General features: G+C 53.5%; 29 protein-coding genes. 11 read left to right on the plus strand and 18 right to left on the minus strand.

Annotated features, from left to right (window positions below):
• Positions 1-159 precede the first annotated feature (159 nt).
• The gene (tyrP, locus tag ACOTXD_RS14610; protein ID WP_061856505.1) at positions 160-1,371 is read left to right on the plus strand and encodes a tyrosine transporter TyrP; all 1,212 of its coding nucleotides are present in this window, start codon (positions 160-162) and stop codon (positions 1,369-1,371) included.
• A 315-nt stretch (positions 1,372-1,686) separates the two neighbouring features.
• On the opposite strand, the gene ACOTXD_RS14615 is transcribed toward tyrP, so the two are convergent.
• Complete coding sequence (locus tag ACOTXD_RS14615; protein WP_045896092.1) at positions 1,687-2,355, minus strand: YecA family protein; 669 nt, start codon at positions 2,353-2,355, stop codon at positions 1,687-1,689.
• Positions 2,356-2,766: 411 nt separating this feature from the next.
• On the opposite strand from ACOTXD_RS14615, the gene ACOTXD_RS14620 reads away from it, so the two are divergent.
• The 6 genes from ACOTXD_RS14620 to ACOTXD_RS14645 all read left to right on the plus strand — a co-directional run bounded on the left by ACOTXD_RS14620 (position 2,767) and on the right by ACOTXD_RS14645 (position 8,376).
• On the plus strand, positions 2,767-3,888 hold the full coding sequence (locus tag ACOTXD_RS14620; protein ID WP_003859669.1) for a branched-chain amino acid ABC transporter substrate-binding protein: 1,122 nt from the start codon (positions 2,767-2,769) through the stop codon (positions 3,886-3,888).
• Between the two features lie 68 nt (positions 3,889-3,956).
• Positions 3,957-4,871 (plus strand): ABC transporter permease subunit, encoded by a 915-nt coding sequence (locus ACOTXD_RS14625; protein WP_003859667.1) that lies wholly within the window; start codon positions 3,957-3,959, stop codon positions 4,869-4,871.
• A gap of 11 nt (positions 4,872-4,882) precedes the next feature.
• Positions 4,883-6,157 (plus strand): high-affinity branched-chain amino acid ABC transporter permease LivM, encoded by a 1,275-nt coding sequence (livM, locus tag ACOTXD_RS14630; RefSeq protein ID WP_061856506.1) that lies wholly within the window; start codon positions 4,883-4,885, stop codon positions 6,155-6,157.
• Positions 6,154-7,029 (plus strand): ABC transporter ATP-binding protein, encoded by an 876-nt coding sequence (locus tag ACOTXD_RS14635; RefSeq protein WP_058675027.1) that lies wholly within the window; start codon positions 6,154-6,156, stop codon positions 7,027-7,029. The genes livM and ACOTXD_RS14635 overlap by 4 nt, the downstream gene beginning before the upstream one ends.
• The gene (locus tag ACOTXD_RS14640; protein ID WP_017384431.1) at positions 7,026-7,742 is read left to right on the plus strand and encodes an ABC transporter ATP-binding protein; all 717 of its coding nucleotides are present in this window, start codon (positions 7,026-7,028) and stop codon (positions 7,740-7,742) included. The genes ACOTXD_RS14635 and ACOTXD_RS14640 overlap by 4 nt, the downstream gene beginning before the upstream one ends.
• A 163-nt stretch (positions 7,743-7,905) precedes the next feature.
• The gene (locus ACOTXD_RS14645) at positions 7,906-8,376 is read left to right on the plus strand and encodes a hypothetical protein (protein ID WP_023314369.1); all 471 of its coding nucleotides are present in this window, start codon (positions 7,906-7,908) and stop codon (positions 8,374-8,376) included.
• Positions 8,377-8,381: 5 nt separating this feature from the next.
• On the opposite strand, the gene ACOTXD_RS14650 is transcribed toward ACOTXD_RS14645, so the two are convergent.
• Together ACOTXD_RS14650 and ACOTXD_RS14655 are read right to left on the minus strand one after the other, a co-directional pair.
• Positions 8,382-9,308 carry a LysR substrate-binding domain-containing protein gene (locus ACOTXD_RS14650; protein WP_022651459.1) on the minus strand — a complete coding sequence of 309 codons (927 nt, stop codon included), beginning with the start codon at positions 9,306-9,308 and terminating at the stop codon, positions 8,382-8,384.
• A 29-nt stretch (positions 9,309-9,337) separates the two neighbouring features.
• Positions 9,338-9,661, minus strand: coding sequence for a hypothetical protein (locus ACOTXD_RS14655; protein WP_003859653.1), 324 nt, complete (start codon positions 9,659-9,661; stop codon positions 9,338-9,340).
• 827 nt (positions 9,662-10,488) lie between these two features.
• Between ACOTXD_RS14655 and ACOTXD_RS14660 the strand changes: the two genes are divergently transcribed.
• The 4 genes from ACOTXD_RS14660 to ACOTXD_RS14675 all read left to right on the plus strand — a co-directional run bounded on the left by ACOTXD_RS14660 (position 10,489) and on the right by ACOTXD_RS14675 (position 12,105).
• A complete protein-coding gene (locus ACOTXD_RS14660) occupies positions 10,489-10,596 on the plus strand; it encodes a YnaM/YnfT family protein (RefSeq protein ID WP_350360576.1) in 108 nt (35 codons plus the stop codon).
• 249 nt (positions 10,597-10,845) lie between these two features.
• Positions 10,846-11,025 carry a type II toxin-antitoxin system HicA family toxin gene (locus tag ACOTXD_RS14665; RefSeq protein WP_012906750.1) on the plus strand — a complete coding sequence of 60 codons (180 nt, stop codon included), beginning with the start codon at positions 10,846-10,848 and terminating at the stop codon, positions 11,023-11,025.
• A 21-nt stretch (positions 11,026-11,046) separates the two neighbouring features.
• The gene (locus tag ACOTXD_RS14670) at positions 11,047-11,457 is read left to right on the plus strand and encodes a type II toxin-antitoxin system HicB family antitoxin (RefSeq protein WP_048208489.1); all 411 of its coding nucleotides are present in this window, start codon (positions 11,047-11,049) and stop codon (positions 11,455-11,457) included.
• 81 nt (positions 11,458-11,538) lie between these two features.
• Positions 11,539-12,105, plus strand: a complete 567-nt coding sequence (locus tag ACOTXD_RS14675) for a serine acetyltransferase (RefSeq protein ID WP_045345254.1) — start codon at positions 11,539-11,541, stop codon at positions 12,103-12,105.
• 3 nt (positions 12,106-12,108) lie between these two features.
• On the opposite strand, the gene ACOTXD_RS14680 is transcribed toward ACOTXD_RS14675, so the two are convergent.
• The 15 genes from ACOTXD_RS14680 to ACOTXD_RS14750 form a co-directional block, all read right to left on the minus strand.
• Positions 12,109-12,531: a tail fiber assembly protein gene (locus tag ACOTXD_RS14680; protein ID WP_032634116.1), complete on the minus strand. Its 423-nt coding sequence runs from the start codon at positions 12,529-12,531 to the stop codon at positions 12,109-12,111.
• A 1-nt stretch (position 12,532) separates the two neighbouring features.
• Positions 12,533-15,094, minus strand: a complete 2,562-nt coding sequence (locus ACOTXD_RS14685) for a phage tail protein (protein WP_053070160.1) — start codon at positions 15,092-15,094, stop codon at positions 12,533-12,535.
• A gap of 2 nt (positions 15,095-15,096) precedes the next feature.
• Complete coding sequence (locus tag ACOTXD_RS14690) at positions 15,097-15,648, minus strand: phage tail protein I (RefSeq protein WP_048208486.1); 552 nt, start codon at positions 15,646-15,648, stop codon at positions 15,097-15,099.
• Complete coding sequence (locus ACOTXD_RS14695; RefSeq protein WP_048208484.1) at positions 15,641-16,555, minus strand: baseplate assembly protein; 915 nt, start codon at positions 16,553-16,555, stop codon at positions 15,641-15,643. Before ACOTXD_RS14695 ends, ACOTXD_RS14690 begins: the two co-directional genes overlap by 8 nt.
• Positions 16,539-16,892 (minus strand): GPW/gp25 family protein, encoded by a 354-nt coding sequence (locus ACOTXD_RS14700; RefSeq protein WP_048208482.1) that lies wholly within the window; start codon positions 16,890-16,892, stop codon positions 16,539-16,541. The genes ACOTXD_RS14695 and ACOTXD_RS14700 overlap by 17 nt, the downstream gene beginning before the upstream one ends.
• A gap of 36 nt (positions 16,893-16,928) precedes the next feature.
• Entirely contained in the window at positions 16,929-18,047 is a 1,119-nt protein-coding gene (locus ACOTXD_RS14705; RefSeq protein ID WP_126501247.1) for a contractile injection system protein, VgrG/Pvc8 family, read from the minus strand.
• Between the two features lie 2 nt (positions 18,048-18,049).
• Complete coding sequence (locus ACOTXD_RS14710) at positions 18,050-18,259, minus strand: tail protein X (RefSeq protein WP_048208479.1); 210 nt, start codon at positions 18,257-18,259, stop codon at positions 18,050-18,052.
• Entirely contained in the window at positions 18,240-18,701 is a 462-nt protein-coding gene (locus ACOTXD_RS14715) for a phage tail protein (RefSeq protein WP_369794028.1), read from the minus strand. Before ACOTXD_RS14715 ends, ACOTXD_RS14710 begins: the two co-directional genes overlap by 20 nt.
• A gap of 5 nt (positions 18,702-18,706) precedes the next feature.
• On the minus strand, positions 18,707-20,797 hold the full coding sequence (locus ACOTXD_RS14720) for a hypothetical protein (RefSeq protein WP_226868920.1): 2,091 nt from the start codon (positions 20,795-20,797) through the stop codon (positions 18,707-18,709).
• A gap of 114 nt (positions 20,798-20,911) precedes the next feature.
• A complete protein-coding gene (locus ACOTXD_RS14725) occupies positions 20,912-21,199 on the minus strand; it encodes a phage tail assembly protein (RefSeq protein WP_023299869.1) in 288 nt (95 codons plus the stop codon).
• 51 nt (positions 21,200-21,250) lie between these two features.
• Positions 21,251-21,757, minus strand: coding sequence for a phage major tail tube protein (locus ACOTXD_RS14730; protein ID WP_023299868.1), 507 nt, complete (start codon positions 21,755-21,757; stop codon positions 21,251-21,253).
• On the minus strand, positions 21,754-23,223 hold the full coding sequence (locus tag ACOTXD_RS14735) for a phage tail sheath family protein (RefSeq protein ID WP_126501245.1): 1,470 nt from the start codon (positions 23,221-23,223) through the stop codon (positions 21,754-21,756). Before ACOTXD_RS14735 ends, ACOTXD_RS14730 begins: the two co-directional genes overlap by 4 nt.
• Positions 23,224-23,261: 38 nt before the next feature.
• A complete protein-coding gene (locus ACOTXD_RS14740; protein WP_032619493.1) occupies positions 23,262-23,885 on the minus strand; it encodes a phage baseplate assembly protein V in 624 nt (207 codons plus the stop codon).
• Positions 23,878-24,432, minus strand: coding sequence for a hypothetical protein (locus tag ACOTXD_RS14745; protein ID WP_047353906.1), 555 nt, complete (start codon positions 24,430-24,432; stop codon positions 23,878-23,880). The genes ACOTXD_RS14740 and ACOTXD_RS14745 overlap by 8 nt, the downstream gene beginning before the upstream one ends.
• Before the next feature lie 8 nt (positions 24,433-24,440).
• The gene (locus ACOTXD_RS14750) at positions 24,441-25,103 is read right to left on the minus strand and encodes a hypothetical protein (RefSeq protein ID WP_047353905.1); all 663 of its coding nucleotides are present in this window, start codon (positions 25,101-25,103) and stop codon (positions 24,441-24,443) included.
• Position 25,104 lies beyond the last annotated feature (1 nt).

The raw sequence follows: 25,104 nt of genomic DNA on the forward strand, positions 1-25,104 counted from the left end.
CGCTCCCTCCACGGCACGCTTTGCGCTGGCTCAGGTTACCCTTTTCTTTTTGTAAATTAATCATTACACACTATGTAACGGTGATTTGACGAGACGGGGCTTTTCCCTTACTCTGCGCCGCAGAATGAGTCGCGGTGTGGAAGCGTTGTAGAGGAAAGCGTGAAGAACAGAACTCTGGGAAGTATTTTTATCGTCGCCGGAACGACAATTGGCGCAGGAATGTTGGCCATGCCGTTGGCTGCCGCTGGCGTCGGGTTTGGGATTACCGTAGTGCTGCTGGGCGGTCTGTGGGCCCTGATGTGTTACACCGCGCTATTATTGCTGGAGGTTTATCAGCATGTCCCTGCCGATACTGGCTTAGGCTCCCTGGCTGCACGCTATCTTGGACGCTACGGGCAGTGGATCACCGGTTTCAGCATGATGTTCCTGATGTACGCCCTGACTGCCGCTTACATCAGCGGCGCCGGGGAGCTGATTGCGTCAAGTATCAATGACGGCTTCGGTGCGTCGCTTTCACCGGAAACAGGCGCCATTGTCTTTACGCTGATTGGTGGCGGCGTGGTTTGCGCGGGCACATCGCTGGTCGATCTGTTTAACCGTTTTTTGTTCAGCACCAAAATTCTCTTCCTTGTTGTGATGCTGGTGCTGCTGGCACCGCATGTGCACAAGGTTAACCTGCTCTCCCTCCCGCTGGAGAAAGGTCTGGCGCTTTCGGCCATCCCGGTTATTTTCACCTCCTTCGGTTTTCACGGCAGCGTGCCGAGCATCGTGAGCTATATGAACGGTGATATTCGCAAGCTACGCCGCGTCTTTGTTATCGGCAGCGCCATTCCGTTGATTGCTTACCTGTTCTGGCAGCTGGTGACGCTGGGCAGTATTGATTCCAATACCTTTATCGGCCTGATGGCAGAGCATTCTGGTCTGAATGGATTCCTGATTGCCCTGCGTAACGTGGTGGCCTCTTCACACGTGGAGCTGGCGGTACATCTGTTTGCTGACCTGGCCCTGGCAACTTCCTTCCTCGGCGTGGCGCTTGGCCTGTTTGACTATATGGCGGATCTGTTCCAGCGGCGCAATACCGTTGCGGGACGCTTACAGACGGGGGCGATGACCTTCCTGCCGCCGCTGGCCTTCGCGCTCTTTTACCCGCGCGGGTTTGTGATGGCGCTGGGGTATGCTGGCGTGGCGTTATCGGTACTGGCCCTGCTGCTGCCTTCCCTGCTGGCGTGGAAGAGCCGCCAGCAACATCCGCAGCAGGGGTATCGCGTGGCGGGTGGTACGCCAATGCTGTGCGTGGTGTTTGGGTGCGGCGTGGCGATTATTCTGGTGCAGATTTTGATTGCAGCGGGGATGCTGCCGGAAGTGGGATAACTTATTTATACAGGTCCTGAGGTACTGTTCCGTTCACCTTAAGATCAACAGAATATAATTTTTTCACAGCATGTGAACGGGATAAGGGGCCGCCGCGGCCCCCTTATCAATCCCCGCGGCCCCGCGGAAAATCGGTGCTTCGCACTGCGCTCACCTCCCGACCATCTGCCTGCGGTCGGCTCAACTCGACATCCTGTCTCGATTCGCCTCTGGCCGCCATCCATGGCGTCCAGCCCTTGTCATCTGGTCTCCGGTTCGCCGATTTTAGCGGGGACTCAACACTCGTGCCCCATTCAGGCCACAGTAATTAATGATTTAATGCAGGCAGCAGCTTTTAAACTTCTTCCCACTCCCGCACGGGCACGGGTCATTACGCCCCACCTTCGACCCGTTCACGATCGGCTTTTTCGCTTCCGGCTGCTGCGGGTTAGCCACCCAGTAGTCATACAAACGCAGCGCCGCAGGCTGAATGCTCTCGATGCTGGCCATATACTCCTCTTCGGTCAGCGCATCCAGCTTCTCGCTGTTCTCTTCCGTCCCGTGCAGGGCAATCACCGCCAGGTCCGCTTCCAGCGCTTCCGGCAGGGATGACCAGTCCGTCAGCGCCACGCCGCGCATGTAGCCATAGCACCACTCTTCCACCACGGTATAGCTCTGACCGTCAACGTCGTTATAGCCAAACAGCGGTTCAAACTGATCCGGGTATTCGCTCAAACGCTCGGCAATATCGTTCATGTGCTTAAAGCAGAGATCGATAAAACGGTTCATCTCACGATCGTTTTTCCAGCGAGGAATATATTTCTCACCACCCCAGACCGCCACCAGCCAGGTGTCGGGCTCCACCACAACGGGACCGGAAAGTACTGCGGTAAGCATGCCGTCCAGTTCGGACACGTCAATCACGGATGCATCGTCGTGACCGTAAGAGATTAATGTCTCTTCCAGCCACGCCATCTCGCTTTCATTTAATGGGCCTTCAGCCATTGCTGATACTCCTGATAAAAAAAACGATCCTGACATATATCGCCGCGCGTGCCTATCTGAAGTTTAGGTCTTTATTGCTGCAAAAACGTGCAAATCGTGACCGTTGCACAACTTATGGGCTTTGTTGTTAAGGAGATGTGATCTCCGCTGTAAATTCATCTCATCCCGCAAAGGCGCATAAAACGGCGCTCTATACTCAACGTGTTGTGACCCGGTCAAGGGATTAACCATTCTGGCAACCTTTTTGCTTAATGTTCTGCGCGCTTCGCGGTGCGTGGGATCCTCGCCGTATTAAGCATGAGATTGCTTCTAAAGTGCATTTTGTTCTCGCTCTTGTTTTTGGATTTACGATGCCATCAGGCGTTCGGGTTTATACCTGGTGCAAAAACCTCTTTGCTAAGGAACATAATAATGTCGCTGAAATTTACCAAAACTCCCCTCTCCCTGGTGCTGGCCGGTTGTCTGGTGACGGCCTTTTCCGCGCAGGCCGATATCGTCATCGGCGTGGCCGGGCCGTTCACAGGCCCGAACGCAACCTACGGCGATCAATACTGGCATGGCGCTACGCAGGCGGCGGAAGACATTAACGCCGCCGGCGGGATCAACGGTGAGAAAATCAAACTGGTTCAGGGCGACGACGCCTGCGAGCCCAAACAGGCCGTCGCCGTTGCCAACCGCTTAGTCGATCAGGATAAGGTGAAAGCGGTCGTCGGCCACTTCTGCTCTTCGTCGACCATGCCCGCCTCCGAGGTCTATAGCGATGCCGGGATCCTCTCCATCACTCCCGGCTCAACGAACCCACTGATTACCGAACGTGGCATGAGCGACATATTTCGCATGTGCGGACGTGACGACCAGCAGGGCCAGGTCGCCAGCGATTTTATTCTTGATAAGCTGAAAGCCAAACGGGTGGTCATCATCCACGATAAAGACACCTACGGTCAGGGGCTGGCGGATGCCACTAAAGCGGCGCTGGCGAAACGCGGCGTTAAGGAGGTGATGTACGAAGGGTTGTCCCGCGGGGAGAAAGACTTTAACGCGCTGGTGACCAAAATCGGCGCACAAAAACCGGACGTGGTGTTCTTCGGGGGCTGTCACCCGGAAGCGGGCCCGCTGGTTCGCCAGATGCGTGAACAGGGCGTGCAGGCGAAGTTCTTCTCGGGAGACTGTATCGTCAATGAAGAGATGGTCACCGCCGCCGGTGGGGCACAGTACACCAACGGTATTTACATGACCTTCGGTAAAGATCCGCGCCTGATCCCGGACGGAAAAGCCGTCATCGAGAAATTCCGCACCGGTAAATTTGAACCTGAAGGGTACACCCTCTACGCCTACGCGTCTGTGCAGGCTATCGCGGCGGCATTCAAGGCCACGAAAGGGACGGATTCCGCAAAAGCCAGCGAGTGGCTGAAGGCCAACCCTGTCGACACGGTGATGGGTAAAAAAGCCTGGGACAGCAAAGGTGACCTCAAAGTCTCTGACTACGTGGTCTACCAGTGGGATGACAAAGGCAAATATAAAGAAGTGCCATAACGGGACGGAATCTGCTCAGCGCCGGCAGGTCTGACTGTCGGCGTAACCCTTTATTCAGGTGCGCGACCATGAGTACATTCTTTCTGCAACAATTAATTAATGGCTTAACGCTGGGGTCGGTCTACGGTCTTATCGCCATCGGCTACACCATGGTGTACGGCATCATCGGTATGATCAATTTCGCTCACGGCGAAGTGTATATGATCTCCGCCTATCTCTCGGCCATTGGCCTGGCCCTGCTGGCGTTTTTTGGACTCCACTCCTTTCCGCTGCTGATCCTGGGAACGCTGGTTTTCACCATCGTGGTCACTGGCGTTTATGGCTGGACGATTGAGCGCATCGCCTATAAGCCGCTACGCAACTCGACGCGTCTGGCGCCGCTGATTTCGGCCATCGGGATGTCGTTGATACTGCAAAACTACGTCCAGCTCAGCCAGGGCCCGCGCCAGCAGGGCGTGCCCACCATGCTTGATGGCGTGCTGCGTTTTCACCTTGGCGAAGGGTTTGTCCAGATAACCTATACCAAAGTCTTTATCCTCATCGCCTCGTTCGCGGGCATGCTGGTGCTGACCTGGATTATCAACCGTACCCGCTTAGGACGCATGTGCCGTGCGGTACAGCAGGATCGTAAGATGGCCTCCATCCTGGGTATCAACACCGACAGAATAATTTCGCTGGTGTTTGTTATCGGCGCAGCCATGGCCGGGCTGGCGGGCGTGCTGATCACCATGAATTACGGCACCTTTGATTTTTACGTCGGGTTTGTTATCGGCATCAAGGCCTTTACGGCGGCGGTGCTGGGCGGCATCGGCTCTTTGCCCGGTGCGATGCTTGGCGGGCTGATTCTGGGCGTCGCAGAAGCGCAATTCTCCGGGATGGTGAACTCGGATTATAAAGACGTGTTCTCGTTTGGATTGCTGGTCTTAATTCTGATCTTCCGTCCTCAGGGGCTGCTGGGCCGCCCTGTCGTGGCTAAAGTGTAAGGAACAACGCGATGACCTCTGACGGTTTTTCCCTGAAGCGCTGCATTCTGGACGCAATTTTTTCCGGAATGATCGCCCTGATTATTTTCGGCCCGATTGCGGGTGTGATACTGGATGGTTACAGCTTTACCTTTGACGGCCAGCGGCTGGCGTGGATTGTTGGCACGGTGATGGTGGGACGTTTTTTGCTGAGCGCCTTTTCAGCTACGGCGGCCGGAAGACGTTTACAGACGCGGTTTGAATCCGACAATGCGGGCGTGTATGTCCGGCCGCCGGCGTATAAAAGCCGCATGCGCTGGATCATTCCGCTGATTGTCACGCTGGCGATCTGCTTCCCGTTTGTAGCAACGAAATACCTTCTGACGGTTGCCATTCTCGGACTGATCTACGTCCTGCTCGGTCTTGGGCTGAACATTGTTGTTGGCCTGGCAGGGCTGCTGGATCTGGGTTATGTCGCCTTCTATGCCATCGGCGCTTACGGGCTGGCGCTCGGGTATCAGTATCTGGGGCTTGGGTTCTGGAGCATGCTGCCGCTGGCGGCGCTAATGGCCGCGGGCGCAGGCGCCCTGCTTGGCTTTCCGGTGTTGCGCATGCACGGGGATTATCTCGCCATCGTCACGCTCGGGTTTGGCGAGATCATCCGCCTGGTGCTGAACAACTGGCTTACCTTCACCGGCGGGCCTAACGGCGTTTCAGCCCCTGCCCCAACCTTTTTTGGCCTTGAGTTTGGCCGACGCGCCAAAGAAGGCGGCGTCCCCTTCCACGAGTTCATCGGCCTGACCTATAACCCCAACATGAAGTTTATTTTCATCTATGCGGTACTTTTCCTGGTAGTCATGCTGGTGCTCTACATTAAACACCGGCTGACCCGAATGCCCATTGGACGGGCGTGGGAAGCGCTCCGTGAGGATGAGATTGCCTGCCGTTCCATGGGGCTGAATCACGTTCTGGTCAAACTCTCGGCCTTCACCCTGGGCGCATCGACGGCAGGTATCGCCGGGGTGTTTTTTGCCACCTACCAGGGGTTTGTTAACCCGACCTCTTTCACCTTTTTTGAATCGGCCCTGATCCTCGCCATTGTGGTCCTGGGCGGGATGGGCTCCACCGTCGGCGTCGTACTGGCCGCCTTTGTGCTGACCGTCACGCCGGAACTGCTGCGCAGCTTTGCGGAATACCGGGTGCTGCTGTTTGGCATGCTGATGGTGGTGATGATGATCTGGCGTCCTCGCGGTCTGATCCGCATCAACCGCAGCGGATTTACCGTGCGTAAAGGAGTGGCGCCATGAACACAACGATTTTACGTGTAGAACATCTGATGATGCACTTCGGCGGGATCAAGGCCTTAAACGACGTCAATCTTGAGGTGCAGCGCGGCTCCATTACCGCACTGATTGGGCCTAACGGCGCAGGAAAAACGACCGTCTTTAACTGCCTGACCGGTTTCTACAGGGCCTCCGGCGGCAACATTCTGTTCAATGCACGAAATAAAACCACCAATGTCATTCAGGTGCTCGGCCAGAAATTCCAGCCGGGCGACTGGCTCAACCCGGCGCAGCTTGGTCAACGCCTGTTCTATAAAATGTTTGGCGGCACGCATCTGGTGAACCGCGCGGGTCTTGCGCGCACGTTTCAGAACATCCGCCTGTTCCGCGAGATGTCCGTTGTGGAAAACCTGCTGGTGGCACAGCACATGCGCGTCAACCGCAATCTGCTGGCGGGGGTGCTGAACACCCCTGCGTATCGTCGGGCAGAAAACGATGCGCTGGACCGGGCGTTTTACTGGCTGGAGGTGGTGGATCTGGTGGATTGCGCGAACCGTCTGGCCGGGGAAATGTCCTATGGTCAGCAACGACGCCTCGAAATCGCCCGCGCCATGTGTACCGGCCCGGAGATGATTTGTCTCGATGAACCTGCTGCCGGCCTGAACCCGGTGGAGACGCACAAGCTGAGTGAGATCATCCGGTTCCTGCGCGACCACCATGACATCACGGTTTTGCTGATCGAGCATGATATGGGGATGGTGATGGGCATTTCAGATGACATCATTGTGCTCGATCACGGCGATGTAATTGCCAGAGGTAAACCGGCTGAGATTCAGCACAATGAAAAAGTGATTGCCGCGTATCTGGGCACCGACGAAAGCGAGGTAAATCTGTGAGCGAACCGATGCTTCAGTTTCAGGATGTGGATGTTTTCTACGGGGTGATCCAGGCGTTGAAGCAGGTTTCGCTTGAGGTTAACAAAGGGGAAACCGTGGCCCTAATTGGCGCTAACGGCGCGGGGAAGTCAACATTACTGATGTCTGTCTTTGGTCAGCCCCGGATCCGCAACGGGCAGATCCTCTTCTGCGGCGAGGATATCAGCCACAAATCTACCCACTATGTTGCCACCGGCGGCATCGCGCAGGCACCTGAGGGACGACGCATTTTCCCGGATATGTCTGTAGAAGAGAACCTGCTGATGGGGACAATCCCCGTCGGCAATCAGCATGCAGCGGAAGATATGCAAAGCATGTTCGACCTCTTCCCTCGCCTCAAAGAGCGACGTAACCAGCGGGCGATGACGCTTTCAGGCGGTGAACAGCAAATGCTGGCTATCGCCCGCGCGCTGATGAGCCGTCCTAAACTTCTGCTGCTGGATGAACCCAGCCTCGGCCTCGCGCCAATCGTGGTTAAACAGATCTTCCAGACGCTGCGCGAACTGGCCCGTAACGGAATGACGATTTTTCTGGTCGAGCAGAATGCGCACCACGCGCTGAAGTTGTCCGACCGCGGCTATGTGATGGTTAACGGCCAGATTCGGTTAAGCGGCAGCGGCGAGGCGTTGCTGAAGGATCCGGAGGTGAGGAAGGCGTACCTGGGTGGAGTGTGAAACGAAAAGGCTATAGTGAGAAAAACTCACAGTGATTGCCATTATTAATCGTTTTTCTGATGCGACCGCATTCAAATATCATCTTCACGACCCGCCTTTGCGCGGGTCGATAAAACGTTCAGCCGCAAACTGAATAATAATGATAAGAGGATCCGGGGCAAATATGACACTTGATGCGTTATATCAGTTATTGAAAACTGTATTACCACCTGACACCGATTCAGCCGATGATTTACAGGATTTTATGGCCATGCTTATGGCGACGAAACATCACTCTGAGGCTCTGTCACCGTTTGCGCAGCGCGTATACATGCTATCCGTTGCCCATCGCGACCCTAAGCAAGCGGCTGCGCTGATTTCAGCCTGTCATCCTGAAGCAGGAAAGCCCCTTCCGCTGCTCGACTTCTCCGGCTGGCCGGACGTGCGTTACGCCACGTCGGGTGAATTACAGACGCCCGAGACTGAAGAATATTTTCACAGAATTTCGTCTGCCGCCACGCTATTACGCGCGGCAATCATTGACGCTGAGCAACAGAAAAACACGCCAGCATTTTATATTCTGGATAAGGTACTCAGCCTGAACAGCGCTTTGCCAGAACGTTATAAAAAGATGGCAAACATATCTTATTCATAACGGTATTAATAAACCCGACTGTCATCGTATTCCAGATAATCGATATCCAGCGCCGGAACGACCGGGGTATGGTTTTGCAGCCAGGCCAGAAGATGCTGAATGCTCTCTCTTTTGAGTGAATTTTTTGGCCAGACGAGGTAGTAGCCATCCCCTGTCGCAATAGCTTCCCTGAACGGCAGGCCCAGCAGGCCGCTTTTCAGGGCATCAAGCGTGAGATGCAGGTCGGCGATAGCGATGCCGTGCCCGTTCATCGCGGCAATACTTCCCTGTTCAAGGGTATCGAACACCATACCGCTGCTCATATCGAGCCCCGGGAACAATCCTGTTCTTCGCAGCCAGCGCCGCCAGTCACGTCTATCGGGTGAAGGATGGATCAAATCACATTGCGGAAGCCGTTGCCGGGCCGGTTCGATAAGTGATGGAGTACAAACCGGGATAAGCCATTCATGAAAAAGCAGCTGACTTTCCGTTGTGTCACCAAAACGGCCATTACCAAGAAGGATGGCGCAGTCGTAGGGCTCAAGATTGAAATCAACGGTATCAATGTCCATCCAGACGCTGGCAATCTCAACCTGTGGTTTTGCATGGTTGTTGCGAAAAGATCGCAGCACGTCGAGAAGCCATCTCATGGTCAGGGTGCTGGGTGCTTTTAACCGCAGCAGGTGGTTTTCACTGCGAAATGCCCGGCAGGCCCATTCAATGCTCGTGAAGCTCTCGTTCAGCTGTCCGGCAAGCACTCGCCCGGCTTCAGTGACCTCCACGCGAGGACCTTGCCTTTTGAAAAGCTCGCAGTCGAACCACAGTTCAAGGGTACGAACATGTCTGCTGACCGCACCCGGCGTAATATTGAGCGTTTCAGCGGCTTTACTGAAGGAGTTCAACCGCGCAGCAACTTCAAACGCACGCAGTGCATACAATGGCGGTAAAGACATAACGTCCCTTAAATGAAAATTTCATTATGCTAAAACTTGTTCCGGGGCAACGCCAGCAAGTAAATTATGGAGAAAAACAATGATCCCCAATATACCGAGTCATATCGATAGGGGTCAAAATCGATATGCAAAAAGCTGCGGACAAACTCGTAGCCATTAGCAAAGATGTTTATCTGAACGGCTGCAACAGCGATTACAAACACCATATATGCGATAAATAGCGGGTATTTATGCAGCCTGTTAACTTTTAGTTTCCCGAGATAAAGCAAGAAAAAAATTGCAACAGATACAACAAAATAGACGATGGCAGGCCAAACGGGTGGATGAAGCGAAAATTCTAATTCTTGTGACATAATCAATTCTCTTTAGCTATCTGGTACATCTGCCATCCCGTAATGCTCCCAGTGGTCAAATCCAGCGCCATTGCGGTTTTAGATGCCTCTTGTCAACCGTAGTTCATATCCTGTACGTTCGAGAGCTTGTCGCCGGAGAACAATGTTTTGATCATTTGTTGATACCCTTGCCCAGCCCATTTGCAAGCTCTTCCACTTTTTCTAAGGAAAATCCAAATGAAGTTATCTGCGAAGCTGCCGCAGGGCAATCGATGAAACGGAGATATAAGAATTTACGCGATAAGGAAACGCCCTCGACGCATAATGATCGAAAAATTATGGTTGTGCATGGGTCAGGCACGAAAAATAAGATTTGTTGTCAGGAAGGGGGAATTGCAGGCACAAAAAAACCACCTTTCGGTGGTTTCACGACACTGCTTATTGCTTTGATTATTCTGCGTTTTCCCATGGTAGCCGGAGTGGGACTTGAACCCACACAGCGCGAACGCCGAGGGATTTTAAATCACGCGTGTTATCTATAGTAATCAGATACATACGTTTAATTTTCACCATTAATTCATAATTTTATGATCAAATGAATCAACTGCTTACGGGTAACAAAAAATCATAATGGCGAAACTTTTTTGGTCCGCTCACCGACAATGGAGTGTTGAAGGCGGAGGTTAAAAATTCTTTCGTTCCGACCAAAACCACACAAAAAAACCAGCCGCTTATGATTGGTTATTCTTCAGTGACGCATGATAAAACTCTACCTATATTGCAGGGCAATCTGAACGTTTATGAATCCGCAGAGTCTAATAAACATGCTCACCAATTAAAGGGTCATCATGACAGCATTCATAATCACTTCTACCGTGGCAGTAGTTCTTGGGTTGATGATATTGAGTCTCATCAAAGTCGGCATTAGTACATCGAATAATCCTGATAACTTTTAATCTTTTTATCTATCAAAACTGTCTTTTAGGACAGAGAAATTCTTATCAAGGATGCAGACAGCAAGATCGCCAGTGCATTCTACGCACCACATATCTAAGTAAAATCTCTTCATCCTCAATTGCTGCTTACACTTCTCTTCTGCCGTTTGCATTTAATAACCCCAATAACCCCAATAACCCCAAAATCATTGACACTCGATTAGCGAGGGGTTATTATAACCCCATCAAGACAACACAGAGAGCCGGAGGATGGATAGCAGGAATGCAATAGCAATGATAGAAGCCGATGGGTGGTATCTGGTGAGAGTTAAAGGCAGTCATCACCAGTTCAAACACCCAACGAAAAAGGGGCTGGTAACGGTAAAGCATCCACAGAAAGACATACCGTTACCAACACTGAAAAGCATCAAAAAACAGGCGGGGCTCTAAGCCCCCCTACTGGAGGTTTACATGTTGTACCCTGTTGCTATTGATAAAGGCGATTCATCCTTCGGCGTTCGCGTACCTGATATTCCTGGCTGCTTCTCTGGTGGTGATGATTATCAGGACGCGATCGAAAGCGTACGTGAAGCGATCGAGGCACACATCGAATTACTGGTTGAAGATGGCGAGAACGTTCCGGAAGCAACGACCGTCGAAAACTGGCTATCTGATCCGGAATACACCGGTGCGGTATGGGCCCTGGTTGACGTGGATATAACTCGCCTGATGGGAAAAGCGGAAAAAATCAATGTGACGCTTCCCTCATTACTGATCCGTCGTATCGATCAGTTTGTGGCCGCGCATCCAGAATACGGCAGTCGGTCTGGCTTCTTATCGCGCGTCGCGGCAGATAAAGTAATTGGACGAGAAAAACGATAAGCCTCGAAAGAGGCTTTTAGCGAAAGTGCCCTCTATGTATTCGCGGATCCAGTCAGAAAAAGTGAAAATGAGAATTTCAAAATGAGTAATCAACTATCAAAACGCCATTTACGTGAGTGCTTACAAGCTGAAGTAATGAAAAGCGACAAGAAATTCTCATGGACGCGCGTTTTTCATAAAGCATTAAAGTGCCCTGAGAGACGCTTTAATTTTTGGTGGCGAGTTGCTTCTTATCTTTATAGTTCCGATGCCAAATGGAAAAAACAATTGGCCAGAAGAATTAATAGAAAACTTGTCCAAAAGTACAACACTGAGATACAGCTGCCAGCTACAATTGCACCTGGTCTTCATATAACTCACTTCACATCAGTTGTTATAAACGGATGTGTAATTATCGGACGAAATTTCAAAATAAGACATAACTGTACCATTGGCATTGGTGGGGGGGTAAAGAATGAAAACTCCAGCCCAAGGATAACAATAGGTGATAACGTTGATCTGGGAGTTGGGACCTCGATTATCGGTAACAATCTCACTATAGGCAGCAATGTCACGATAGGCGCTATGACTTTTGTTAATAAAGACATTCCGGACAACACTGTTGCCTACAATGAGAAGAAGTTAATATTAAAATTTAAGCATTCCTGATTATCATGCTGGCAATACAGGCCACTCGATATCTGGTGCATGCGATGTATCAACCCGCATCAACAGCACCCTATATTGCTGCCATGCCAACAGTAAATCTTCCTCTTCATCTGTTGACATGCCCAACTCAACGGCATCTTTCAATGGCTCAATTACGGCAGTGGCTGAGTTCATGAGCGCTTCTTTCTGAGCATCAGCCTCGGCAAGGAGCTGCTCTTTAGTGGCGGTTGGCGGGTCTACAAGGACAGGCTGATCGTAATCATTTACAGTGATTACCTTACCTTTCTGTTGACCTTCCAATAGATACAGGAACCACTTCTCCGAAATTTCAAGTAAATCATTCGGCCACGTACCTGCTAGTAAATAAGCTTGTTTATCTGATTCATGATAAAAACCAATTTCGCTAGGGCTAAAATAAATCCTCATTTCAATATCCTTTAGCAATTAGCATAAATTTACCATCGGCGTTATGAGCATATAATGTGCATCCTGTACGTGAATAAGACGGAACATAAATTACCGAATCATCGCCAGACCCATGCCCTGCCCCATTATATGTAATTACAACTCCTACACATGCATTTGGAAAAGCCGCTGGAAATGTCACGTTAACATTTGTTTTGCTTGGAACGTTTATATTACTCATAACTACTTCCATAACACCTGTTGAAGCATCTTTATGCGTCATGGCATTGGCTGATTTGGTTGCGGTATTTTTGAGGTTGTACCGTGCATCGCTTTCCGCCTTCGTGTAAGCCTGCCCCGCAGGGGTGTAGCTGCCTTTAGGCTGAAAACGCCCGTCACTTTCAGCTTTGGTGTACGCGCCTGTTTTTGGCATGTACCCCGCATCTGATTGTGTTTTGGTGTAATAACGGTTATCAAAATTGGCATAACTTCCCGGATTCACCTGGCCCGGCGCGTTAAAGTTGCCGTTAGTGTCCCATTTGAAATTAATATCCTGCGAGCCACTTCCCTTCATATGCAGGTGCCACGAAAGAACATCTCCGCTAACTAACGTCCCCATTGAAAATGCCCAGGAGTTCTTACCAGTAACGGTTGACTGCTGTTTAATAACCGGATGATACTCACTCGGGTTGGTAGTCGAATACGAGTTAAAAAATGGCGCTTTCGATTTGTACTGTTCAGCCCAGGCGTAGGGACCGGAATAACCTGCCACCATTTCTTTGCCTGCGGTAATTTGTTCGCTTGCAGTGATTGTGTTGTAAACCGATAGCGGCGTTCCTGACTGAAGGGCGCCCGTGGTTAGATTCACATACAGCGGGCGAAGTGAGTTGTAATTACCCAGCGAATCGCCAGAGTTTGTTAACATCAAATAAAGCGTTGTGCCATCATTTCGCCAGAATGCGCCAAAATTACCGTAGGCGATACGCAGGCCATTCGCAGCTCTTGAAACAATTTCACCATGAGCAGAAATTGCCCCCCGGACTTCTGCGGCACCATTAAAATTAAATGATATGGAACCATTTACATTACGTTGCGAATAAAAGTGGTATCCCGTCGCATCTTTAAATTCTAATACTGTCGGTCGGTCAGCATTACCCCAAAGATTAATTATCCCATCAAGAGTGGATGTATTTGAAGAACTGACTTCAAGCTTGCGAGTATTACCTGAACGCAAATACCCATTCGCAATCACATTACCCGTGACGGTCCCACCAGTAATAGGCAGAGCTCCAACCTCCGTCGCGGTTGGTTTTTTGGCTGTTGTATAGAACTCACACCATTCTGTCCACGTGTTATCTGCCGGGTTATAAGATCGAAGGAAAACACGACGAGAACTGAAAGTACGATATTCCTGTACGCAGGCCTCCGCTCCATTTGCACTGGTCTGGTGAACATCCAGTTCGCCGGCTTCAGTAATGGGGTAATTCCTCGCAGTAGTAGCATTGGCAGTTAAAGCCTGATTAAACCGCCCGTACTGCGTACCTCTGACTGTATTCAAATCGACATTACCAAGCGTCCCTCGATATGGAACAGCACCGACTTCAATTGCGGTGGGCTTCTGAAACTCTGTGTAAATTTTTCCCCAGTCACCAAAAACGCCTTGTGGCGTAGAGCCTGCCAGCCCGATTAACGGCGCCTGGCCGCCTTGTTTTGCAATAAGGTGCACCTGAGAGCCTGAGTCATAGGCAAAACTAATCAGGGCAGCATTTCCATATGTCGGCTCCGACTGCACGCCGTAGAAGCCATTCCGCAGAGGTTTTCTGGCATCAGCAGCAGAAAGCAGAATGTCCGAACCATATCCACCTAATCCCATCCAGCCTACAACCGGCACGCGGCCAGCAGTTGCATCTGTTTTTGATGTGACGACGTCTTTAGATGCGGACGTTCCCAGCGCGTCCTTGATCTCCTTAGCGGCTTCTCTGACAGCTTTCGGTGTCGCAGCCAGCGTCTCTGACGAGCTGTCGGTTTCGCTACTGAGCTGCACAAGTCCTTTACGTGAGGTTGTCGCATCATAAACGCCTATGGCTTCGCGAGCCCCTTTTTGTGCAGCCTCCCCTCTCGCCGCTATTTCAGAAAGGTTTTTATCAATGCGCAGGAACAGACCATCTCCGGTCGCTACTTTGAGCTCTACGTTTGCCGCATCAGATACCGCAAGACGGAATTGCAGATTAACGCTGACACCGTTTTCAGGCTTTTCAATGGCAGCACAGTTCGCAACAGAATACAGTTCGCCTGCATCTGTCAGCAGGCCAACTTCCCTGACTACAAATCCACCAACGGCAACCGGAAGTACCAGCTGAGCAAAAAACTGGTTCGCCTGATCCGGAGAAACCTGTAGTGCAGAAATTGCGCTGCGATATACCTCACGCACCAGCTTCGTCTGCGCAGGATCCGGTTTAACGGCCTGCCCGTTCCCGTCCCCCACAACAAAATCTTTGATGATGACGGGCTTCCCGGTTGCAGAGGATTGCGTCTCCAGCTCCTTGCCCCGGTTTGTCAGAATGCTGTAATACTTCTCAGCCATGGTTATTCTCCGGCCTCAATAACAACGTCAATCCAGGCGGTAACAGCACCGCCGGCATAATAAGTTCCCTTCGCACCCAGATCGGCGATCACATCGATAGTGGTCAACAGGCTGCGGAGGTTTTTGGCTTTATCGACCTGGCGCCGTATGCGCTGGTAAAGTGCTTCGTCAACAGCCTGTAAGCTGTAAACCTCCACGCGGAAGGTGTAGGGATCCTTGCGCGGTGTATCCTCCCACCACTCAATCACGGTGGTCGGGAGGCTGACGGCGCTCAGCGACCGCCTGACCGCCCCGGCGGTGCCCCGGTGCTGATGGACATAAGCGGCATCCCTGATCACCTGCCTTTTTTCTTGCTCGGTCCAAGCCTCCTCCCATGAATCCACCGCGAATTCCCAGGCCAGCCATGGCAGCAAATGTGCGGGACAGGTATCAGGATTTTTCACCTTACGTACCATGTCAGTATCCAGCGCCGTGATCAGCTCAGTGCTTGCCTGTTCCTGCGCCCGTTCCGGGTGAATAGCTGAAGGTGGAAGCAGAGATCGAAATTTATCCACTCACTCCTCCTTTACGGGTGACGTTTATCGCGCTGCACCACGGGGCCTGTCCTGCTGCCGCTTCCAGATCAGCCGTCGGGCTGAGCAACTTAACTCTGGATACGCCGGGCTGCTGAAGTGCTGAGTAAATCGCGGAAAGCGGAACGATGGCATTAATACGATGGGAAAGCTGTGTGTAGCTCGTCAGCGTACTTATCGCGTTTTCCAGTACCGTCTGTGCATCCGGACCGTCTGGTATTTCGAGTTCAGCCTTAACGGTATAGCTGGCGATACTGGCACTCTTCACACTGACAAAATCGGTGAGCGGCCTGACTTCATCCGCGCTCAGTGTGTTCATGACAGTTTCAATAAGAATGAGTCCTGCCTGACCGTTCCCTGTGCGCGAGAGCACGTACACATCTACCTCGCCGGGCCGGTTATGGGTTTCAGGCCCGTAGGCGTCCGCATCCAGCACATCGTTATCCGCAGATTTGGCATGAAAGCGATAAGCGTTACGCGCGCCGGCCGTATTCAGCTGCGCCCACGAAAGCTGTATACGTTCCCGGAAAGCGTCGTCGTCTTCATAAACAGGGTCGACAGGGGGAACCGCATCCGGATCGCCGGGATTAATCACCAGACGGGAAACGTTAAAGGCCGCGCCCAGCTGGTCGAGATCGGCCCCTCTGGCACTGGCAAGGAAAACTGCGCGTACTGCGTCGTTAACCCGCTGGAACGCCAGGGTGAGCTGGTAGGCGTTGATTTCACCCTGTTTATACGCCGGGTCAGATTCCACCAGCGCATCAAATTCCGGATCCAGTTCGCGCAGGCGCGCCAGCCAGCGGGTAAAAATGTCAGCGGCATCCGGTACCACGATAGCATCCGGCACCGCCAGGGCGGACAGGTTAATTACGTCATAGCTGCTTGCCATAAATCGGTATGCCTCCGGTGCTGACAGGAAGATTGTTCTGTTTGTTAATCCCTTCGATATCCACCACACACCCCGTTTCGTCAGCAGGGAAAGAAACGACAACGCGCGTGACCTTAAGCCGGGGTTCCCAGCGTGCCAGCGCCGAGGCGGTCGCGGCGATAATGCGAAGCCTGGTCAGGTCATCACGAGGGTTATCAACCAGCGAAAACAGGTCACTGCCATAATCACGGATCAGTACACGGCTGCCGACGGGCGTGGAGAGAATATCGCTGACGGACTGGCGCAGATGATCGCTACCGGACAGGCGTTTCCCGGTCCGGCTGTTTACACCGTTCATAGTATTTTCCGTATCTGTTTGTCGGATGGCTGAGAGTTATCCGAAGTAATCCGTGCCGGTCTTATCCTTGCTGCCGGATTTTTTTGAGGATTTCGCAGGCTTGCGAATATCAACCACCAGGTTGTATGTGAAACTGAAACCCGCAGGTGTCAGGGAAAACACCAGCGACTCAACCACCCAGGCGCGATCTTCCCGTTCGCCAAAGCCGGACGTGGATACGCCAGACTCTGCCGTAAGAGGAACGTGTCTGGGTCGGCAGGGCCCCGTTACTGTCATTTTTTGTTCATTGCGGCGGGCCTGCGTTTTTTTCGCTTTGGCCTGCTGATCGGCAGTAGCTTTTACAGGCTGGGTATACGGGTTAGCCATTGAGGGACCATCATGATCAACCGTGGTGGTTTTGGTCTTCCCGTCAGCCTCATCGTAATAACGTACGCCGATTTTGCCTGAAGACTTACCACTGCTGGCGGTGGCCTTCCCTGTCGAACTGCCCCGCTCTCCTTCGCTGTAAGACCAGTTTGACACCTCTTCTGGTGTGATAATCAGAGCTGCGGTCTGTTCGCCGGACGCATTTGCCGTGGCTCCCTGACGCAGAAAGAGCCAGTATCCGCCCGACGGTTTACTGACAGCATTCCATGTTCGGGCCAGGCGCGTCAGCAGATTGGCGTCCGATTCTGCCACCTGGTCAACGTGGTCGATATGAATGTCGGCCAGCTCTGCGGCCACTTTTGGTACCAGTCCGTTTTCTTTCGCTACCGTTTTAACCAAATCCGCCAGTCGCAGGTTATCCCAGCTGCGTGTTTTCTGGCTGATCACATCACCCGGTTGTTTTTGCGCGTTCATTGGCGCAGCGGTGGCATAAATTTCGATACGACGTGGCGGGCCGCTGCTGGCCACGCCGGAAACCACGAACCAGCCCTTATCCACCAGATGATCATTAAAACCCAGCGCCACGCGAAGACGAGCGCCTTTTGTCGGAAGGGGGAGCGTTTCCGAGAGCAGGGTGATTTTCAGCTCATCTGCTTTTGCCGTGGCACCTCCGTAATCAGTCAGCGTCAGCTCTGCCAGGCATTGTTGCAGCGCACGGGTAATATCTTTTCCTTCAGCGCTGACGCTGAAAGCGGGAGCATATTCCGGTTTAACAATCTGATCTGCCATTTTTAATCCCACAGGCTGTAAGCAGAAGCCTGAACCGGCGGAGCCAGATCCGGTAAAGTGATAAACAGACCTGAAGGATAAACGGCCCCACGGTCAGCCAGTCCAGGATTCGCTTCAAGAACCTGCGTCACAATATAAGAAAGGTTCTCTGTGCCGTAATGCGTCGAGCAGATCGCATCCAGCACATCACCGTCACGGGTTTGATATGTCATCGGCATAATGTTTCAGCGTCATCGTCCAGTTTTTGTTTCGGTGGCCGCCGCCCGGCAGGAATCGGCTGGTCGTATCTGAGAAGTCGATCACCACCCACCAGCCCAGGACATCTCCTTCACCGCTGACCAGCTGCTGAGGCTGATTCTGGTCTGCCAGGTCGAAGAGATCGTTAACAGCATCCACCCCCTTGCGAAAGAAAGCATGCGATTCCCCTTCAAGCCGGACGGTTCGCCCGGGCTTGCCGGTATACTGCAATAAATCCTGCTTCCCGATCCGCTCCTGTTCGCTCCATCGCCAGCTGGCCTCGCGGGTCAGCTGGTTGTATGCCGTGGTGTCGATCGAAAAGGCAAAATCGCCCAGCATCATCATCACCCGGGCGGCCTGAGCCCCCCGAACAGCGCTGGACTGAAACTGCCCGTAGTCTTCAAAGACAGGAATAATTTCACTCACCAGATTTGTCCTCCGTCCAGCATGCTGCTGTCACCGTTAAATACCGGACTGGTTTTAGTCACCGCGACAACTTCATCCCCGATCGCCTTTTCATCCTGACCAGGTGTGCCATGTATCTCATAATGAAATTCGAAACGACGGTTGTCGGTCAGTTGTCGGGGAGGTGGCGCTTTGTCCGCAAAATCCAGCTTCTGAAGTAAAGTTTCCCAGTAACTACTTTCCACTTCACCTGACAGTTCTGCCGGTCTGTCTGAAACAGGATCAGGAGGCTGTCGGGAGTTAATCTCAGGCGGTAAGTGCAGGACGTCTGCGCTTTTATCCCTGTAACGTTCGTTACCCCTGAATAAATCCTGCGCTTTGTCAGTCCCCGGTAACGAATCGACATCAACATTCACATCCGGGATACGCTGTGCCGGGTATTTTGAATTCCCATCAGATCTTTCCTCTGCTGCTGTCCAGTTAAGGGAAGGATAAACGTCGACATTGACCACCGGCTTATCCGCGGAGATGTTGTCTGCGGATCCCTTCGGTTTTTCCGCTGCGGGCCAGACGCTACTTTTTTCAAACGAGGGAAAGGAAGGCAGTCTGTAATTATTCCAGGCGCCGGCAGTGCTGTCGGATGTTTCATGTCCCGGTTGCACAGACGTCTCCTGGTTCTGGTTCAGTGCTGAATCCCAGGAGAACGGCGCGCCGTTGCTTTCCGGCGCCACGTATTTATCGAGCGTACTGTTAAAGGTGTCATCGTCGTCGCGGAAAAATCCCCGGGTGTCCCGGTACGATTTTTTCACATCATCAGGCAGGTCCGGCTTTTCCTTCAGTTGCTGCTCAAACCATTCGCCCTGACCGTTGCGCTGCGCCGTCATGCGCGCAATATCAACCGAGCCGGTCATCGCCAGCGATTTGAGTACGTCCCGCTGATCGCTTCTCTCATCCGGTAAAAGCCAGGACAATTTTTTCGCCAGCGCGTAGGCCACTTTTCCGACGAACACAATGCCCTGGCCGAACGTCAGCACGCCGGGGTAAAGATCATTACGCAGGAAACTGACAATGCGTTTGATCCCGCCCCCCTTAAACCACTCCGCCATATCATCCGTCAGCCGGCGGATATCCGGTGCCAGCTCGTTTCCCAGCTGCCCTGAGATTTCCGCTACAGCAGAGGAGAAGACCGTGCGCAGGCTGGTGATGGCGCGGTTGCCCTCCATCGCCCCTTCAGCCCCCTCTTTCGTGACGAGGTTATAGCGCCGCTGCTCGTCCATCAGGTCACGGTAGCTTTTGCCGGACTGCTTCAGCAGCATCAGCAGTTTGCTGGCCTCGCCGCCAAACAGCGAATCCAGTGCAAACGACGCTTTCGACTCGTCCTGCATGCTGAGCGCACGCTCGACGATTTTTTCGAACTGCGCCATATCGCTGAGGCCGGCAAAATCCCTCGCCTTAAATCCCAGCGTTTCAAACGCATCCTGAAGGGAACCCTGCTTGCCGTTCTGCTTGTACTCTCCTGCCTTGTGAAGATACTCCTCGAACAGGTCGCCGATGTTCTCCCCGTTCATGTCGTACTGCTTCGCGAGCGTGTCCCAGGCATCAAACGTCGGGATATCGACGCCATAGCTTTTCGCCACGCCGGCCCGTCGGGCCGTTTCTGCATTGGTGGCCGCCGGTGCAATCAGGGTACCCAGGGCGGAAGCCACCACGCCACCGCCGCCAATCGCCAGCCCGGGAGCCACCATCCCGCCCAGCTGTCCGGCCATACCGAGCCCACGGCGAAACAGCCCTTTCCCTGCCCCCTTGAAGGCGGCCAGCCGTTGCGTCTTCTGCATCTGCTGATTCAGCTTCTGCTGTTCGGCCTCCGTCTTGCGGATTTCACGGGAGACGTCGCTGTAACGCCGTTTAAGATCGCCAAGATTTTGCCCGGCCAGCTTCGCGCGCTTAATCTCAGCCGCCAGCCTGGCCTGGTCTTTCGTCAGTTTTTCTGACTGCTTTCCGACGTCCTTCAGGCTTTTTTGCAGGCTGTTCGCTGAACGGCTCCAGGAGCTGTCGATACTGCCGCCAAAGGTAATGACGGCCTTAAGGTTCTGGCTTAATCCGGCCACGATTTACCGCCTCCACTTCGTCGGTGAGAAAATCCGAAAACACACTGAACGGCATATCCAGGTATTCCGTCATGGGAAAATGCAGGCGCCGTCCCAGAAAACGTATCGCCCGCATCAGCCCTCTTTCGGTCGCTTCTCGGGCGGGAGCATAAAAACATTAAACGCGTCCAGCAGCTGGGCATAATCTGCCGCAGTCAGTTGCCAGATATCCTGTTCGCTGAGGTTGCACAGCAGCGCAATCATGCGCGCCTCTTTTTCTTCTTCACTGCCGCGGTCTTTGGAAAAGGCAATGCGGTCACGGACCAGCGGCTCGCGCAGCGTCACCTGTTCGAGCAGGCCACCGTTCTCAAAGGAAACAGGGGAATACAGTTTGATAACGCGTGTTTCACCAGGAAAAGACATGTTGATCTCCATAAAAAAACGGCCCGCAGGCCGTTGTAAGATTGTTTGAAGTTAAAGCCGTACTTTTGCCGCCAGACCCGACAGAACATCCACGCCATTCACCCGGCGCGAGAAGCGCTCAGTATCTATCTCAAAGAGCTCGCGACCGTCTTTGGTCTGACGGTAATAGCTCACGGCGATTTCCACCGTGACGGCATTTTCGGACAGGCTGTCCTTGCCACGCGCGTCGGGAGTGACTGTCTGCACAAAGCCTTCGATCTCCTCGATGGTACCCAGCGCGGTACCGTTAGCCAGATAGCCCTGATAGGCCGTAAAGCGCGGACGGCTGCCGCTGACAAAACCGAAGGCGGTCAGCATATCCACGTCCACACCGTAAAACTTCAGCTGACAGGTGAGTGCTTCCATACCGTCATCAACGGGGGACGGCGCATCCTGTGCGCCGGTACGCAAATCCGTTTTGACAATGGACAATGCCGGCGGAGTAAATTCATGCGCCCCCTGTATGCGGATCCCCTGCCGGAAGAAGGTCCAGACGCGTAATGTGTTTTTTTCGCTCATGCTGCCAGCATCTCCTCAAGCGCATAGTTGTTATTCACCCGGACGCGCAGGCTGATAAGCTCAGTCGGCGATTTCGGACCAAAGTCATAGTTGATGTACAGCACGCCCGCCGCCATGCTCTCAGCGGTGTTAAGTTCTTCATCCAGCCAGGCGCGACCACCGAAAATGGCTCCGAGGCCGACCAGCTGGCGCATATAGGCGTTGATGGTGCCGATAATGTCGTCGGCATTCTCCCGGTCCAGCGGACGGTCAACGTATTCCAGCATCGTTTCCTGAATACTGTCCTCGATGACGTCTGCGGTTCGGCGAACCGATTCGAAGCGCCACTGTGGATCGGTACCGCACAGACGGTTGCCCCAGTGCTTAAACCCTGCCCGGCGGATGATGGTAGAGACGTTCTGCATGTTGAGCAGGTTTGCGTCGCAGTTTTCATCGCCGAGTATAAACTCGTCGATCTGTTCCACTCCGAGCATGTTATTGATGTCCTGGTTGGATTTACTCCACCACCAGCCCTTCTCAAAGTCGATTCGGGCACGCAACCCCGCCGCAAACGCAGAGTAAGGACGATAGACCAGCTGGCCGTCGGCATTGCTGACCTGTACGCGCGGGCGCAGCAGTTCGGTGCGGGTACCATAGGACTGTCTGCGCTGGACCACTTCCTGTAGTGACGCACCGGATTCGCAGTCAACATACGCCACCGCCCGCAGCTTGCCGGCAACGGTTTCCAGAGCCTTACCCACGGCATCATCCTCACTGAACCCCGGCGCGATGACGATACGGGGCTGGTAAGTTGTCACGGAGCGAGCAGATGACAGCGCGCCGATCCCGGTCAGCACCGCCGCACGCTGTTTAGCTGTATCGTTAACTTCAGCCACGCGCACCAGCACCGTCAGGGCATTTCGCTGATCATTGATTTCCATCAGGGCCTGCTTCAGCGTGCCTTTTTCACCGAGCCGGGAAAGCATCGAGGTACCGACAATCGCCACAGGGGTATTCAGCGGGAAAGGTTCATCTTCGCCGCCTGCCAGCTGCAACCGGAACGGTGTGACCACGCCACTCCCGCTTCCCGTTGCGGTGACAGCCACATCATCCACCGCGCCCACGGCAGTGGCCACTGCTGAAGGGGTTGCCGTCAGCTTGCCCGTTTCATCGCAGCCAAGCGTGATAGTCAGCGTTAATGCCTCCGCATTCCAGGCAGCAGAAGTCTCAATCGCTGCGGGATTTTCTTCATTCGGGATGCCGGCTACAGCCTCAACCACCACCACGTTTCCTGACCTGCCAGCAACTGTCGCGGAAAAATCCACAACATTATCCAGAATCGGGGTTCCTGTGCTGGCACTCGCCGGCGTTCCGGCAGAGGCATCAGGCGCAGTACCCACCAGGCCGATAATGGCCGTCTGGATCGTCGTGACCGCGACCGTACCGGATGTCAGTTCGATCGTTTCCACACCATGTAAATTCGCCATTTATTTTCTCCAGGCATAAAAAAACCTGCCGCGGCAGGTCACATTTTTTGATTGGGGGGATTCGTGGTTCCGCCGCCATCACCATTTTCTTTATGGTCATGGCCGTTGTAGGTTTCGCGGATCCCGCTCATTTTCCCGGTACCGTCCGAAATTTCCTGTGTTGCACCGATGTTTCCCTTCACATTCGTGTCGGAATTGATTTGCGTAACGCCCTGAACTGTGAGGGTGTCGGTGATTTCCACCGGACCATCAAGCGTTCCCTTTCCGATAATTTTGTAGGTCCCGCCCTCCGCCAGCGTGATGGTCAGGGCATGCGCGGCGCGGTCATACCGGATCTCGGTACCGTCACCGTAGCGGGTGATATGTTCGCTGTCGCTGCCCTCCGGTACCGGCAGACCGCCGGTATTCCAGCCGGGAAACACCCGGCCATTATTCAGCTCACCCGCCTCCGACAGCACCGTGACCGCATCCCCGACCGCATACGGATTGGAGTCAGCCCGGTTTGCCCCGGAAAAGCCCTGGCAGAGCGGCAGCCAGGTAGTGGTGATGTCGCCCAGATCCACCCGGCACTTCGGTATACCATCATGCTTAACGGAATGAATAACCCCGCGCCGCACAATATTCGCCAGGCGGCGCTGTAAATCGCCCTCGATATCACTCATCGGGTTTCGCCTCGTAAATCAGCTGATAATCGTCCACATGTGCCTGGCCGATATCCGGTGCCTTGCCCAGCCAGGCCGCTTTCAGCGGGGCATTCAGCTGTGCAAACGGATCCGCACCAAAGGCGGCTGACTGTGTGAAGGAGATCCGCCAGACCAGGTAATCATCCATGCGCGGATCAAACTCATCGCGTGACGCATCGATAAAGACGGCTGGCTCAAGACTGGTCAGGCCGAACTGCTGGCCGTCAATCCACTGCGTGATATCCGCCGCCGCCGTGCGCAGGAAAATTTCGGGTCGGCTGACGCCAGCGCCTGCCGCGTCCACCACAACGAACAAATCGCAGGACAGATTCACTTTAAGCTGCCCCTCGTTGCCGCCGCCCTGCTCCCAGCCGTTTATGGAGAAATAGACCGCCGGGGTGGTCAGCCCTGTAAAACGGGGGACATTTTTTTCAGGGTAGGCATCGGCGTCACGCACCCACGCAATTTTTCTCAGCGCGCCGGTGACAGCATCGTGATACTGCCCCAGCAGTAATGGCTCGGCCATAGTCAACCTCAGACAGAAATACGGGCTTTCACACGCCCGCGCAGATCGGTTTCAAAGTGATGCATAAAAATCTCCATCGCCTCCGCAAAGGCGTTATCTTCGATGTAGTTCAGCATCGGCTCATAAATATCGACTTCCGCTTCGCGGGTACGACGGGTATCCGGATCGCGAATAACCACCGTCCGGCGGTTTTCACGGCGGGAGCGCGCCACTTCCCCGTTTTCAAATGTGCGCGGGGATAGCAGGCTGCCCTTTGGGGTGAATCCGGCGTTTACTGCCTGGCGCCGTGCCTTTATATACCGCCCGGTGGATTTATCCCGTCGGGTATGGTGAGGCCTGACCCGCCCGTTAATCCTGCCTTTCAGGTCTTTTACCTTGATGGCATTGAGACCAAACCAGAGACGAAAATTATCCAGCTGTGACTGAGAAGCGCGATCAAGACGAAAGGAAAGCAGACGCCGGCGCACCAGATCCAGGCTGCGCGGCGCCAGCCCGTCTTTCAGGTCAGCCATCGCTTTTTTACGCAAGGTGGCGGCGGTACGTTTCAGCGCACGGGAATACGCTGCCCGAAACTGTTTATGGGTGGCACCGATGTGCTCCGCTATCCGCCAGATGGCATCCACATCGATATCGACGGGCAAATCCCGCCGCAGTCTGGACTCACGCGCCATA

The sequence above is a fragment of the Enterobacter cloacae complex sp. CDL013 genome, from assembly GCF_049238805.1.
Lineage (GTDB): Bacteria > Pseudomonadota > Gammaproteobacteria > Enterobacterales > Enterobacteriaceae > Enterobacter > Enterobacter hormaechei_C.

Bases quoted from the DNA above. Each gene is read 5' to 3' on its own strand.
- ACOTXD_RS14615 (WP_045896092.1), bottom strand. From the start codon at position 2,355: ATGGCTGAAGGCCCATTAAATGAAAGCGAGATGGCGTGGCTGGAAGAG.
- ACOTXD_RS14620 (WP_003859669.1), top strand. From the start codon at position 2,767: ATGTCGCTGAAATTTACCAAAACTCCCCTCTCCCTGGTGCTGGCCGGT.
- ACOTXD_RS14625 (WP_003859667.1), top strand. From the start codon at position 3,957: ATGAGTACATTCTTTCTGCAACAATTAATTAATGGCTTAACGCTGGGG.
- livM (WP_061856506.1), top strand. From the start codon at position 4,883: ATGACCTCTGACGGTTTTTCCCTGAAGCGCTGCATTCTGGACGCAATT.
- ACOTXD_RS14635 (WP_058675027.1), top strand. From the start codon at position 6,154: ATGAACACAACGATTTTACGTGTAGAACATCTGATGATGCACTTCGGC.
- ACOTXD_RS14645 (WP_023314369.1), top strand. From the start codon at position 7,906: ATGACACTTGATGCGTTATATCAGTTATTGAAAACTGTATTACCACCT.
- ACOTXD_RS14650 (WP_022651459.1), bottom strand. From the start codon at position 9,308: ATGTCTTTACCGCCATTGTATGCACTGCGTGCGTTTGAAGTTGCTGCG.
- ACOTXD_RS14655 (WP_003859653.1), bottom strand. From the start codon at position 9,661: ATGTCACAAGAATTAGAATTTTCGCTTCATCCACCCGTTTGGCCTGCC.
- ACOTXD_RS14660 (WP_350360576.1), top strand. From the start codon at position 10,489: ATGACAGCATTCATAATCACTTCTACCGTGGCAGTAGTTCTTGGGTTG.
- ACOTXD_RS14665 (WP_012906750.1), top strand. From the start codon at position 10,846: ATGGATAGCAGGAATGCAATAGCAATGATAGAAGCCGATGGGTGGTAT.
- ACOTXD_RS14670 (WP_048208489.1), top strand. From the start codon at position 11,047: ATGTTGTACCCTGTTGCTATTGATAAAGGCGATTCATCCTTCGGCGTT.
- ACOTXD_RS14675 (WP_045345254.1), top strand. From the start codon at position 11,539: ATGAGTAATCAACTATCAAAACGCCATTTACGTGAGTGCTTACAAGCT.
- ACOTXD_RS14680 (WP_032634116.1), bottom strand. From the start codon at position 12,531: ATGAGGATTTATTTTAGCCCTAGCGAAATTGGTTTTTATCATGAATCA.
- ACOTXD_RS14685 (WP_053070160.1), bottom strand. From the start codon at position 15,094: ATGGCTGAGAAGTATTACAGCATTCTGACAAACCGGGGCAAGGAGCTG.
- ACOTXD_RS14695 (WP_048208484.1), bottom strand. From the start codon at position 16,555: ATGGCAAGCAGCTATGACGTAATTAACCTGTCCGCCCTGGCGGTGCCG.
- ACOTXD_RS14700 (WP_048208482.1), bottom strand. From the start codon at position 16,892: ATGAACGGTGTAAACAGCCGGACCGGGAAACGCCTGTCCGGTAGCGAT.
- ACOTXD_RS14705 (WP_126501247.1), bottom strand. From the start codon at position 18,047: ATGGCAGATCAGATTGTTAAACCGGAATATGCTCCCGCTTTCAGCGTC.
- ACOTXD_RS14710 (WP_048208479.1), bottom strand. From the start codon at position 18,259: ATGACATATCAAACCCGTGACGGTGATGTGCTGGATGCGATCTGCTCG.
- ACOTXD_RS14725 (WP_023299869.1), bottom strand. From the start codon at position 21,199: ATGTCTTTTCCTGGTGAAACACGCGTTATCAAACTGTATTCCCCTGTT.
- ACOTXD_RS14730 (WP_023299868.1), bottom strand. From the start codon at position 21,757: ATGAGCGAAAAAAACACATTACGCGTCTGGACCTTCTTCCGGCAGGGG.
- ACOTXD_RS14735 (WP_126501245.1), bottom strand. From the start codon at position 23,223: ATGGCGAATTTACATGGTGTGGAAACGATCGAACTGACATCCGGTACG.
- ACOTXD_RS14740 (WP_032619493.1), bottom strand. From the start codon at position 23,885: ATGAGTGATATCGAGGGCGATTTACAGCGCCGCCTGGCGAATATTGTG.
- ACOTXD_RS14745 (WP_047353906.1), bottom strand. From the start codon at position 24,432: ATGGCCGAGCCATTACTGCTGGGGCAGTATCACGATGCTGTCACCGGC.
- ACOTXD_RS14750 (WP_047353905.1), bottom strand. From the start codon at position 25,103: ATGGCGCGTGAGTCCAGACTGCGGCGGGATTTGCCCGTCGATATCGAT.